This window comes from Corynebacterium tuberculostearicum, assembly GCF_022347385.1.
Taxonomy (GTDB): Bacteria; Actinomycetota; Actinomycetes; order Mycobacteriales; family Mycobacteriaceae; genus Corynebacterium; species Corynebacterium tuberculostearicum_M.
The window spans coordinates 38,072-50,154 of record NZ_JAKRDT010000017.1 but is presented as its reverse complement, the minus strand read 5'-3'; the positions used below and the strand labels follow the sequence as shown (position 1 = coordinate 50,154).

The 12,083-nt window shown below is 60.8% G+C and carries 11 protein-coding genes and 1 pseudogene; 10 read left to right on the top strand and 2 right to left on the bottom strand.

Translation table 11 applies throughout. The features are described 5' to 3' along the window. A partial coding sequence (locus MHK00_RS09595) for an IS3 family transposase (RefSeq protein WP_239230518.1) occupies positions 1 to 87 on the top strand: 87 nt, incomplete at its 5' end. 75 nt (positions 88 to 162) lie between these two features. On the opposite strand, the gene MHK00_RS09590 is transcribed toward MHK00_RS09595, so the two are convergent. Together MHK00_RS09590 and betT are read right to left on the bottom strand one after the other, a co-directional pair. Next, a complete protein-coding gene (locus tag MHK00_RS09590; protein ID WP_250411543.1) occupies positions 163 to 1,740 on the bottom strand; it encodes an aldehyde dehydrogenase family protein in 1,578 nt (525 codons plus the stop codon). A gap of 45 nt (positions 1,741 to 1,785) precedes the next feature. Next, a pseudogene (gene betT / locus MHK00_RS09585) lies at positions 1,786 to 4,034 on the bottom strand (choline BCCT transporter BetT). 333 nt (positions 4,035 to 4,367) lie between these two features. Here betT and betA point away from each other — a divergent pair. The 9 genes from betA to MHK00_RS09540 all read left to right on the top strand — a co-directional run bounded on the left by betA (position 4,368) and on the right by MHK00_RS09540 (position 12,059). Then, positions 4,368 to 6,143 carry a choline dehydrogenase gene (gene betA / locus MHK00_RS09580; protein WP_250411541.1) on the top strand — a complete coding sequence of 592 codons (1,776 nt, stop codon included), beginning with the start codon at positions 4,368 to 4,370 and terminating at the stop codon, positions 6,141 to 6,143. A 182-nt stretch (positions 6,144 to 6,325) separates the two neighbouring features. Next, positions 6,326 to 6,454, top strand: a complete 129-nt coding sequence (locus tag MHK00_RS09575; RefSeq protein WP_250411538.1) for a chemotaxis protein — start codon at positions 6,326 to 6,328, stop codon at positions 6,452 to 6,454. A 253-nt stretch (positions 6,455 to 6,707) separates the two neighbouring features. Beyond that, the gene (locus MHK00_RS09570; RefSeq protein WP_371744450.1) at positions 6,708 to 6,950 is read left to right on the top strand and encodes a hypothetical protein; all 243 of its coding nucleotides are present in this window, start codon (positions 6,708 to 6,710) and stop codon (positions 6,948 to 6,950) included. A gap of 82 nt (positions 6,951 to 7,032) precedes the next feature. After that, positions 7,033 to 7,392 carry a Cd(II)/Pb(II)-sensing metalloregulatory transcriptional regulator CmtR gene (gene cmtR / locus MHK00_RS09565; protein ID WP_150851294.1) on the top strand — a complete coding sequence of 120 codons (360 nt, stop codon included), beginning with the start codon at positions 7,033 to 7,035 and terminating at the stop codon, positions 7,390 to 7,392. Continuing rightward, complete coding sequence (locus MHK00_RS09560) at positions 7,389 to 9,281, top strand: heavy metal translocating P-type ATPase (RefSeq protein WP_250411536.1); 1,893 nt, start codon at positions 7,389 to 7,391, stop codon at positions 9,279 to 9,281. Before cmtR ends, MHK00_RS09560 begins: the two co-directional genes overlap by 4 nt. Before the next feature lie 496 nt (positions 9,282 to 9,777). Further along, entirely contained in the window at positions 9,778 to 9,981 is a 204-nt protein-coding gene (locus tag MHK00_RS09555; RefSeq protein ID WP_250411534.1) for a hypothetical protein, read from the top strand. 136 nt (positions 9,982 to 10,117) lie between these two features. Continuing rightward, a complete protein-coding gene (locus MHK00_RS09550) occupies positions 10,118 to 10,792 on the top strand; it encodes a LysE family translocator (RefSeq protein WP_005323229.1) in 675 nt (224 codons plus the stop codon). 9 nt (positions 10,793 to 10,801) lie between these two features. Next, positions 10,802 to 11,131 carry a YbjQ family protein gene (locus tag MHK00_RS09545; RefSeq protein WP_250411532.1) on the top strand — a complete coding sequence of 110 codons (330 nt, stop codon included), beginning with the start codon at positions 10,802 to 10,804 and terminating at the stop codon, positions 11,129 to 11,131. Beyond that, positions 11,124 to 12,059 carry a CE1 family esterase gene (locus MHK00_RS09540; RefSeq protein ID WP_250409639.1) on the top strand — a complete coding sequence of 312 codons (936 nt, stop codon included), beginning with the start codon at positions 11,124 to 11,126 and terminating at the stop codon, positions 12,057 to 12,059. The genes MHK00_RS09545 and MHK00_RS09540 overlap by 8 nt, the downstream gene beginning before the upstream one ends. Positions 12,060 to 12,083 lie beyond the last annotated feature (24 nt).

Here is a 12,083-nt window from a genome sequence, read left to right as displayed (position 1 = left end):
TACAACACCGAACGCATCCAACAACGACTCAAGGGCCTGACCCCGATGCAATATCGAAATCAGACCCTTGAAGCCCTAACCGCCTAGAATTAAACCAGTCCAACTTTCGGGGGCCAGTTCACACGAAGAGCGCGGGGGCTGAATGCTATGTGGCCGGCTTAGTTACTGCAGGCCGAACTGATCCCACGCGGCAGGGGAGAGGTTCTGGTACACGTGCTTGTGCTCCTGGTACTCGGCCAAGCCGGTGGGGCCAAGCTCGCGGCCGTTGCCGGACTGCTTGTAGCCGCCCCACTCTGCCTGCGGCAGGTACGGGTGGAAGTCGTTGATCCAGATGGTGCCGTGGCGCAGGGCGCGGGCAACGCGCTCGGCGCGGCCGGCGTCGGAAGTGTAGACGGCGCCAGCCAGGCCGTACTCGGTGTCGTTGGCGATCTCGATGGCTTCTTCCTCGGTGGTGAAGGTCTCGATAGTCACGGTCGGGCCGAAGGCCTCGTCGTGGACGCAATCCATCTCGCGGGTAGCGCCATCGATGATGGTCGGCAGGTAGTAGACGCCAGCGCCCAAGTCGGTGGTGCCGGTGCCGTGCTGGCCATTGGTGTCCTCGCTGGTGGCAGCGCGGCCACCGGTGAGGATCTTGGCGCCCTGCTCGCGGGCCTTGTCCACGTAGGCGGCGACCTTCTCGCGGTGCTCGGCGGAGATGAGCGGGCCGGTCTCGGCCTTCTCATCGGTCGGGCCGCCGATCTTGATCTTATTGGCGCGCTCTACCAGGGCATCGACGAACTTATCGTGCAGGGACTCTTCCACGACGATGCGGGAGCCTGCGGAGCAGACCTGGCCGGAGTGGAAGAAGGCGCCATTGAGGGCGTTGTCCACGGCGACGTCGAAATCGGCATCTGCGAAGATGACGTTCGGGTTCTTGCCACCGAGCTCGAGCGCGGTGCGCTTGACGGTCTCAGCCGCATTCTTGGCGATGATCTTGCCGGTGACCAGGCCACCGGTGAAGGAGACCATGTCCACGTCCGGGTGCTGGGAGAGCGGGTTGCCGCAGTTAGCGCCAGCACCGGTAATCAGGTTGCCCACGCCGTCCGGCAGGCCGCACTCCTTGAGGGCGGCCATGAGCAGCATCGCGGTGTGCGGAGTGAGCTCTGCCTGCTTGAGGACGAAGGTATTGCCGGCTGCCAGGGCCGGACCGACCTTCCAGGAGACCTGCAGCAGTGGGTAGTTCCACGGGGTAATCAGGCCGCAGACGCCAACGGGTTCGGCGTCGATGCGGGAGCGCAGGTTGGGATCCTGCGGGTCTACTACGCGGCCGGCCTGGTGCTGGGCCAGGGTGCCGAAGAATTCGAAGGCGTTGGCGATGTCATCCATATCGCCCAGGGATTCCTCGTAGCGCTTGCCGGTATCGGCGGACTCAGCCTGTGCGAAAAGTTCCTTGTGCTCACGGATGAAATCGGCGACGCGGATGACGAGCTTGCCGCGCTCGGCGGACGGGGTATTAGCCCACTCGCCGTTGTCAAAGGTTTCACGTGCAACCTTGATGGCGCGCTCGGTGTCCTCATCGGATGCCTCGGACACCAGGCCCACGGTGGAGCCATCGGCCGGGCAGATGATGGTGCGGGTCTCGCCGCTCTGGGCGGCTTCCCACTTACCGTTGATGAACAGGGACTTCGGGGCGCCGTCGGCATGCACGCCCTTCAGCAAATCGGTCTGGGTGGGGTCGAACAGAGTGTTCTGGGTGCTCAAGTGAAAAGCAACCTTTCTCTCATAGAGGTAGTTGTACTGGCCAGCTTAGCTATCTTCGCGCCAGGTGCGCTCGGGCTCGGCGCCATCGGAGACATCGGACTCGCCCGGCTGGGTCTGCTGCATGTGCAGGAATGCCAGGTGGCGCTCATAAAGGTCCAGCACGTTATTGATGATTTGGTTCTCGGAGTAACCGTAGACGTCATAGCCCAAGGAGCCAGTCATGTCATAGACCTCGAGGCGGTAGTATTCGTCTCCTTCGCCCTGCTGAAGTCGGGGCGCTCGGCCGCAACCGGGAAGAGCTGATAACGGAACATGCGCTCATTGTGGAGTTTTACTTCGAGGTCGAGCTGGGGAAGCTCGACGTCGGGAAGCTCACTGGTGAGCAAGAGGGCATCGTAGCCGCGGGTACGCATGTGCGTTGCCACCTGCTGGAGGGCGTAGGTAGCGGTCTCGCGCAGGTAGGTATCCATCTCCTGCTTGGAGGGGAAGGTATTGGCACGGTCGAGGCGGCTCTTCCAGAGGTCGGCATTGGCCGGTTCGCGCTCGGTACGGCTGGAAATCATGCCGTGCATAGCGGTGGTGCGGGCCTCGCGCTGGACGTTTTCTAGGCGCAGGGACTTCCACAGGGAGAACATGATGAGGTAGACCACGAACGCGAAGGGCAGGCCCATCACGACGGTCGCGGACTGCACGGTGGCAATGCCGTCGATCTGCAGCAGTGCCAGGGTCAGCGCGCCCACGGTGACGGACCAGAAGATGCGCAGCCAGCGCGCGCCATCCTGGCGGTTATCGGTAATGCGGGAGGTGAAGTCGGACATCACCAGCGCGCCGGAGTCGGCCGAGGTGATGTAGAGCAGCAGGCCGATGAAGGTGGTCAAGAAGATGACGATGCTAGATCCGGGGAACTCATGCAGCATGTCGTAGAAGCCTTGCTCTGGCACGTTAATCGCGTTCTCGGCGAACTCGGGGTAGTCACCGGAGCGGACCATGTCCAAGGCGGTGTTACCGAAGAAGGACATCCACATCAGGATGAACAGGAACGGGAAGGTCAGGGTGCCGAAGATGAACTGGCGCAGGGTGCGGCCGCGGGAGATGCGGGCCAGGAAGAGGCCGACGAAGGTCGCCCAGGCGATCCACCATGCCCAGAAGAAGAGGGTCCAGGACTGCATCCAGGTATCTACGTTGGCTTGGTCTTCGGCGAAGGCGAAGGTCTCCATGGTCCAAGACGGGAATTTCGAGACATAGTCGCCGATATTGGTCACGATGGCATCGAAGAGGTAGGCGGTCTTGCCAAAGACGACGACGTAAATCATCAACGCGATGGCTAGGTAGACGTTGAGCTCGGAGAGGAAGCGAATGCCCTTATCCACGCCGGATACAGCCGAGAGGGTCGCAATAGTAATGGCGATGATGATGAGCGCGGCCTGCAGACCGAAGCCCTGCTCAAAGCCGAAGATGAGGTGAATGCCGTAGGACAGCTGCACCACGCCGATGCCCAGGGACGCGGTGACACCGAAGACGGTGCCCAGCATGGCCGCGACGTCTACTGCGGAGCCGATAGGGCCGTGCACGCGCTTGCCGATGAGCGGGTAGAGCGCGGAGCGAATAGCCAGCGGCATATTCAGGCGGTAGGCAAAGTAGCCGAAGGCCATACCCATCAGGGCGTAGAGGGCCCAGCCGGTCAGGCCATAGTGGAACATGGCGTAGACCACGGCTTCCTTGGCGGCCTCCATAGTCTCGCCCTCGCCCACGGGCGGCGCCATGTACATGGTGACCGGCTCGGCGACGGCGAAAAACATAAGATCCACGCCAATGCCGGCGGCAAAGAGCATGGACACCCAGGAGAAAGTATTGAATTTGGGCCGCGAGTGGTCCGGGCCTAGGCGGATATTGCCGGCATTGGAAAAGGCAATATAGAGCACGAAGACCACGGCGATGGTGGCGGTGAGGACATAGAACCAGCCGAGGTTGTGGCCGATCCAGCCGGTCACGCTGGCGAGGGTTTCTGCTGCGGAATCGCGGCCGAGCCCGGCATAGAGCGCCATGGCAATAATAAGGACGCCAGAGATGATAAATACCGGCCAGTTTGTCTTGGGAGCAGGTACCTGATTCGCGCCTACGGCATCGCCGGTTTCAGCCTTGTAGCTGCCGACGAGGGCACGGACTTGGTAGCGCGGGTTGCGCTTCTTGGGCTCTCCAGAGGGGCTTGCGAGAGAGGTGTTTTTACCCCCTTGTTGGGGGTCTTTGTTTGAAGTGTGAGACTCCTCAGGATCGTGAGGGTCAAAGTTAGCCATCTACTTCTCCTATTGTTGGTTGGTTTGGGCCGAATCTTTCGCGCGGGCGCCCCAAAATGCTCACAAGATCGCAGGGAGAGATAGGTGAGTGAAATGAATCATATTCGGGAGGACTATGCGCAAAGACTTCGGATTTCATCTCCAGAGACATCCATCCGGACAAGGTAAATATACATTAAGATGGGCAAACTTCTAGAGGGATGTGTACTCTGGAGGTAGTGCCCGCACATAAGGCGATGTGAATAAATACAGACTTTTGTATAAATTACAATATTTTCACTTCCGGTGGGGCAATCTTGACGTGTGAAATATTTCACAGAAAGAAGGGGATTTATGGGTTTTATGGACAAGCTGACCAAGAAGCGTTCCGCTAAAAAGGTCACCGATGAAGTAAGCGACGTAGTCGTCGTTGGCGGCGGCTCCGCAGGCTCCGTCATCGCCGCACGCCTGACCGAAGACAAGAACACCCGCGTGCTGGTCCTCGAGGCCGGCCGCCCAGATTCCCTGTGGGATCTGTTCATCCACATGCCATCCGGCTTCTCTTTCCCGATTGGCGCAAAGAACTACGACTGGATGTACGAGTCCGATCCAGAGCCGGAGATGAACGGCCGCCGCGTCTACCATGCCCGCGGCAAGGTCCTCGGCGGATCTTCCTCCATCAACGGCATGATCTACCAGCGCGGTAACCCGATGGACTACGAGAAGTGGGGCCAGAACCCGGGCATGGAGAATTGGGACTTCGCCCACTGCCTGCCGTACTTCAACCGTATGGAGACCGCCGCTGCGGCCGAGCCGAACGATCCGCGCCGTGGCCACGATGGCCCGCTGTACCTCTCCCGCGGCCCGGCTACTTCCGAGCTTTTCCAGGCCCTGTTCAAGTCCGTGCAGGAGGCCGGCTACAACCTGACCAATGACGTCAACGGTTACCGCCAGGAGGGCTTCGCTCCGTTCGATCGCAATATTAAGAACGGCAAGCGTTGGTCCGCTGCCCGTGCCTACCTCTACCCCAATATGGATCGCGAGAACCTCGAGATCCGTACCCGCGCTTTCACCACCAAGATCCTCTTCGAGGGCCAGAAGGCCGTCGGCGTCGAGTACGAGTGGCAGGGCGGCGTTCACCGCGTCTATGCCGAGAAGATCGTGCTGTCCGCCGGTGCCATTAACACCCCGCAGCTGCTGGAGATCTCCGGCATTGGTGACCGTGAGATTCTGGAGAAGCACGGCATCGACGTCGTCAAGCACCTGCCAGGTGTGGGCGAGAACCTGCAGGATCACCTCGAGGTCTACATCCAGTATGAGACCACCAAGTCCACCGCGTCCTCCCAGCCTTACCTGGATAAGTGGCGCTGGCCGTTCATGGGTCTGCAGTGGCTGCTGACCCACAAGGGCCCGGTTGCTACCTCCCACTTTGAAGGTGGTGGCTTCGTGCGCTCCAATGAGAACGAGGATTACCCGAACCTCATGTTCCACTTCCTGCCGATGGCTGTGCGTTATGACGGCCAGAAGGCGGACGTCAAGCACGGCTTCCAGTGGCACGTTGGCCCGATGTTCTCCGATACCAAGGGCCACGTTCACATCAAGAGCGCCGATATCCACGATAAGCCGTCCATCCTCTTCAACTACCTGAAGACCGACCAGGACCGCCGCGAGTGGGTTGAGGCCGTACGCGTTGCCCGCTCCCTGCTGGATACCAAGGCTATGGAAGAGGTAGGCGCCCGCGAGTTCAGCCCGGGCCCGGATGTCCAGACCGACGAGGAGATCCTGGAGTGGGTCCGCAACGATGGCGAGACCGCGCTGCACCCATCCTGCACCGCCAAGATGGGCGCGGAGTCCGATCCGATGGCCGTGGTTAACCCGGACACCATGGGCGTGTGGGGCGTGGAAGGCCTCTACATTGCGGATGCCTCCGTCTTCCCGTCCGTGACCAACGGCAATATCTACTCCCCAACCATGATGGTGGGCGAGAAGGCTGCCGACCTCATCGCTGGCCGCACCCCGCTCGAGCCAAACCACGCCGAGTGGTACAAGGCCAAGCAGGATATGCCGCTCTACGCTGAGGGCGAAGCAATCCGCGATCACAAGCACTCCATCCAGGGCGCTGACCACTAAGCACCCTCCCGCCGGATTGCTCTAGCGCCGCGTTTCCCATTGTGGGGCGCGGCGCTTTTGCTTGCCGACGTCCCCCTTTGTCCCCACCGTGCCTTCCCATCCGCTGGGCCAGAACCATGGTTTAATCGTCGGGCAAGGAATCAGATCCGATGGAGTGAACTGCCAGAGAAAGGGGGACATTGATGCTCAGCATTATCGCTTTAGTCATTAGTATCGTTTTCGCCGTCAACGTTATTAAGAAGCTCGATGACATCGATACGCACCTGAAGGAGCTGCTCGCCTCGCGCGAGGATGACCAAACACCGCGTTAATCGTGCGGGTGGCTAAGGAGACAGTGAACGAATTTCGAATTAACCAACTGCAAAAGGCCCATACCGACAGTGAAATGGAATTTTCCTGCGATGTAGCTTGAAGGCTATGGCTTCGTAGACCAAAGTGGTTTCCAAGCAGCAGTGCCAGTACTTTGTACGCGGAATAGCCAACACCGCCGATTTCAAGGACGTATCACTCCCGGACACCAGCGAAAAGAGTTAGTCATTTGGCTATTAGAAAGCCTTGCTACGTGTGGTTCGACCCGTACGCAATGTCCGTCAGTGTCTAGCCCTTGATGGAGAACCTGGTGTCAGTGTCGCTGGCCGCACCTACGCCGCCGTCATGTCCGCCGACACCCTGTTCATCCCCATCCCCACAGGGGTGGGTGTGGACATCCACGTGAAGATTCTGGAGAATTTCGCCGCCCATGTCGCCCCCGCGTTGAGTTGGCAGCCGAACCGTGAAGGACCAGTCATCGGCTATCCCATCGACTAATTCTTGCAGGTCGCAGGACTTTCGCGTGACTGTTAGTTCAGCCCATTTTAAATAGTTCATCGCATACTGTATAATTCAGCGCATGCTGACTATTGCTTCGCGTCTCGACGTCATGAACCGGCTCGGCCGGGCCATGGCTGATCCGACGCGCTCCCGAATCCTGCTAACCCTACTAGACGGTCCGAGCTACCCGGCCGTGCTCGCGCAAAGCTTGGATTTGACCCGCTCGAACGTCTCGAATCACCTATCCTGCCTGCGCGATTGTGGCATTGTCGTAGCTGAGCCGGAGGGCCGCAAGACCCGCTACGAAATCGCCGATCCCCACCTCGCGGCAGCGCTCGAAGCGCTGGTCCACGCGACGCTGGCCGTCGACGAGAATGCCCCCTGTATCGACACTGAGTGCTCGGTGCCCGACTGCGGCGAGAAAGGAACGGACGCATGAGTTCAGCATGTGGATGCGAACACGAACCCGTCACGGAGATTGACGAGCTCGATCGGCCATGGTGGAAGGACCCTGAGCTACTGCTGCCGATCTTCTCCGGTGTAGCCCTCATAACAGGACTGGCGCTGGGCTGGTCCGACTTGGAGACGCCCGCGACGGTACTGTATTGGGTTGGCCTGCTGTTGGGCGCTTACACGTTCGCGCCTGGAGCGATCCGGAACCTTGTCACCAAGCGCAAGCTCGGCATTGGCTTGCTAATGACGATCAGCGCGGTCGGCGCGGTGCTCCTCGGATTCGTCGGAGAGGCCGCGGCGCTAGCGTTCCTGTACTCGATCGCCGAGGCACTGGAAGACAAGGCGATGGATCGGGCCCAAGGCGGACTGCGGGCACTGTTGAAGCTGGTACCGCAGACCGCGACGGTGCTGCGCGACGGCACAGCAGCCGAGGTCGTAGCGAAGGACCTCGAGGTTGGCGAGCTAATGCTCGTGCGCCCCGGGGAGCGGATCGCCACGGACGGCATCATTCGGTCCGGGCGCTCCAGCCTTGACACCTCAGCGATCACCGGAGAATCCATTCCGGAGGAGGTTGCGCCCGGCGACGAAGTGCCTGCGGGAGCGATCAACTCCGCCGGGGTGCTGGAGGTCGAGACGACCGCAGCTGGAACGGACAACTCGCTGACCACACTCGTGGACCTAGTCGAGCAAGCGCAGGCGGAAAAGGGCGATCGCGCCCGGATCGCCGACCGGATTGCCCAACCCCTAGTGCCCGGGGTGATGATCCTGGCGGTGCTGGTCGGCGTTATCGGCTCGCTGCTGGGCGACCCTGAGACGTGGATCACCCGTGCGCTGGTAGTCCTGGTCGCAGCGTCGCCGTGCGCGCTGGCAATCTCCGTGCCGCTGACGGTCGTGGCCGCGATCGGGGCGGCCAGCCAGTTCGGAGTGGTCATCAAGTCCGGCGCGGCGTTCGAGCGACTCGGCGGCATCCGTCACCTGGCAGTGGACAAAACCGGAACCCTTACCCGCAACCAGCCTGAGGTTACCGGAGTGGTCCCGGCAGACGGATTCGATCAGACGCAGGTGCTTTCCTTCGCGGCGGCAGTTGAGCAGCAATCGACACACCCCCTCGCCGCAGCGATCGCGGCAGCGGGGCCCGAAGCGCCCACCGCCTCGGACATCAGCGAGGAAGCTGGGCATGGCATTGGCGGCACCGTCGAAGGCCGACGGGTGCTGGTGGGCAGCCCCCGATGGATCGACGCCGGGCCACTGAAAGCGGACGTTGAGCGCATGGAGTCCGAGGGCCAGACCTGCGTCCTGGTCACCGTCGATGACGCTCTCGCCGGGGCGATCGGGGTCCGTGACGAGTTGCGGCCCGAGGTGCCCGAAGCCGTGCAGGCCCTGCACGCCAACGACGTGGAAGTAAGCATGCTCACCGGCGACAACACTCGCACCGCCCGGGCGCTGGCTGGAATCGCCGGAATCGACGACGTGCGCGCCGAGCTGCGCCCTGAGGACAAGGCAAGCATCGTCGCCGATTTCTCCTCCAAGACGCCGACGGCGATGATCGGCGACGGCATCAATGACGCGCCGGCACTGGCGGGTGCGACGGTGGGCATAGCGATGGGAGCGACCGGCTCTGACGCCGCGATCGAGTCTGCTGACGTCGCTTTCACCGGCCACGACCTCCGGCTAATTCCGAAGGCGCTGCAGCACGCCCGCCGAGGAAGCAGGATCATCAACCAGAACATCGTGCTGTCTCTGGCCATCATCATCGTGTTGATGCCACTGGCGATCAGCGGTGTGCTGGGCCTGGCTGCCGTCGTGTTGGTTCACGAGGTCGCCGAAGTGATCGTGATCTTGAACGGCCTGCGGGCTGCGCAAGCGAAGCGCTGAGGCTGCGACCGGCAAGTCTCATAAGGGTTAAACCACACGCCGAGCGGACACACCTTGGGCCAGGCACGTCATTCGAGTTCACGGTCCGTCTCCGTGGAATCGGGATCGTACTCGGTGACCTGTCCCTTCTCGGTGTGGGTGGGCACGGGGGCTGTGGGCGAGCCACCACCCGGCACGTGCCCCAGCAGGTCAAGGGCCCCCGAGCGCTCCGCGTCTCCAGCGCAGATCGTGGAAGGATCGAACTTGCTCAGGGACCAAGCGTCACTGCGAGACTCTTTTTGTCCCGCAACTTGAATAGTTCAGCGGCCTTGATACCGCGGACATCCATTCGGAGTGCTGCCGAGTCTCATCGACACAGCCCGCGACTACCTGGGCAGTGTGTTTGACAAAGGACCCCACCCTCATCAGCGTTGCCGAGCTCTCGCCGTTCCAGTTGTCGTAACCGACTAGATGCAGATTCTTCACCGCGATTTTCGCGCAGTTTATTCGTCCCGATATGTCGCCGACTTGGACCGTTGCGGTGGCGGTCATCCTTGTGACGATGTCGGTGACGTGGTTTTCCACCTTTGCTCTCATTGTGCGCGCGGCATCGTGCTGGATTGCGCATCATTCCGCGGCCATCGATATCGTTTCGGGTCTTATCTTTGCGGTACTGGGACTGGTTATGGCCGTGGAGGGCGCTATCGAGCTCTTCGGTTAGTACAGGTAGTGGATTTCTATAAAAGAGTTGATATAGGAGCTACCTACATCACAGAACTTACCTGTTTCGCTGCAGGTGAGAGCGTCCTTATAGTGGCATGCGTTGATCCAATGGCATGCGAGTATGGAGGTGTTAGGTGGCTATTAGCGCCCTAGTGACCCTGATGGGCGTATGGTTCGCGGCGATGGCCTCGCCGGGCCCAGACGTAGTGCAAATCATTCGCTTAGGTGCGCGCTCTACGCGCGCAGCCGTATGGGCGGCGCTTGGTAGTACCACCGGCCTTACCATTTGGACCGTGGCCTCCTTGGCGGGGCTGTCCGCGCTGATTTCCGCGCACCCTGGCATTCTGGTGGCGCTGCAGGTTCTCGGTGGCTGTTACCTGCTGTGGATGGCCTATACCGCCATTACCGGTGGCATCAAGGAGCGGCGCGCGCCCGCAACCGTCGTGGGCACCGAAACCCGCGCCCCGCAGCCGCGCGGGTTTACACCGGACGGCATCATCAAGGCGGGCACTGCCTATCGCATGGGATTCATCTGCGATCTTTCGAACCCCAAGGTGGTCATCTTCTTTGGCGCCATCTTTGCCAATTTCATTGATCCCGGTATGGGCATCGGCGCCAATCTCATGGTGGGTGCCGTATTGATTCTGGAAAGCCTCGTGCTTTTTGTCGGCGTGGCTTTGAGTACCCGCGCGGTTTCGAAGTGGATGGCTAAGAATTCCGCCTGGGTGGATATTGTCAGCGGCGTGGTCTTCCTGCTGCTGGGTGTCATCATCCTTTTTGAGGGCGTGCGTGGACTTATAGCCATGTAATCTGGGGCCATGATTTTTACCACTACTAATACCGTTGATGGTTATGAGATTACGGACTATATCCGCATTATCGCCGGGGAAACGGTCATCGGTATTAATATGCTGAAGGATTTCGGGGCATCCATCCGCAATATCACCGGTGGGCGCTCCGCCGGGTACGAGAGCGAGGCCATCAAGGCGCGTGAGGCGGCACTCGATGAATTGTGGGGTCGCGGTCAGGAGCTCGGGGCCGATGGTGTGGTGGGCATTGCCTTCGATTATTCGCCCATGGGAACGTCGAATGACATGCTGATGGTCACGGCCACCGGCACGGCGGTGAAGCTGCGCGCCCGTGATTAAAATCGGCAAGAAAACACTGGCCCTGTGCGCTGGGTTATGCGCGGCCGCCGGACTCATGGCGGGGTGCGAGGAAGAACCGCCGCAGCCGGGCAGCGTGCCGAATGAATCGCAAGGCGTGGCCGATGGCTATATCACCACGCTGCCGGACCAGGGCACAACGGCCAATGGCCAGTACCAGATCATTAACCTACAAAATCATCGCAGTTTTGTAGTCCACGTGCCGTTTAATGCGGATAAGCACCACCGCTTGCCCGTGGTCGTGGCGATGCACGGCTATGAGATGGACGCCGGCAACATGTTCAAAGGCACCGACTTATCCCAGGGCGATGCCATTACCGTCTTTGTCCAAGGTGCGGGCAAGGCGTGGGCGCCGGCACCCTATGCGGTAACCAGCTTGGACGATGACCTCAAGTACGTGGATGACACGATTGATTTCGTCCGGCGCCATTATCCCGCCACGGACACCACCTATGGCGTGGGCTTTTCCAATGGCGGCGGATTCGCCCGCGCGGTGACCTGCAAGCGGCCGGGCCTATTCGATGCGGTGGCCACGGTTTCGGCGGCAAAATATGACCGCGTGGAAAAAGACTGCGCCAGCGAGCCCACCGATTACCTAGATATCCACGGCACCGAAGACGTGCTGATGAAATATGGCGGTGGGCGCCAGCACGGTGCGCACTACCACTCGGTCAAAAAATCGCTGCGCGGGATTGCCAGGGAGAATGGGTGTAACCCGTTTCCAAAGAGGCGTCGGAAAGAAGCGGTGGAGCACTTTACCTGGCGGGTATGTGATGCGCGCACCGAGCAATACACCATCCACGGTGGCGCGCACACGTGGAATGGCGGGGCCACGGACCACTCCGGGCTGGTGAGGGCGGAGTGGACTACCGATACGGTCCTGGATTTCTTCCATATCACCCACCCGTAGCTATAGCCGCGCGCGGGCTGGGTA

Bases quoted from the DNA above. Each gene is read 5' to 3' on its own strand.
- betA (WP_250411541.1), top strand. From the start codon at position 4,368: ATGGGTTTTATGGACAAGCTGACCAAGAAGCGTTCCGCTAAAAAGGTC.
- MHK00_RS09575 (WP_250411538.1), top strand. From the start codon at position 6,326: ATGCTCAGCATTATCGCTTTAGTCATTAGTATCGTTTTCGCCGTCAAC.
- cmtR (WP_150851294.1), top strand. From the start codon at position 7,033: ATGCTGACTATTGCTTCGCGTCTCGACGTCATGAACCGGCTCGGCCGG.
- MHK00_RS09560 (WP_250411536.1), top strand. From the start codon at position 7,389: ATGAGTTCAGCATGTGGATGCGAACACGAACCCGTCACGGAGATTGAC.
- MHK00_RS09555 (WP_250411534.1), top strand. From the start codon at position 9,778: ATGTCGCCGACTTGGACCGTTGCGGTGGCGGTCATCCTTGTGACGATG.
- MHK00_RS09545 (WP_250411532.1), top strand. From the start codon at position 10,802: ATGATTTTTACCACTACTAATACCGTTGATGGTTATGAGATTACGGAC.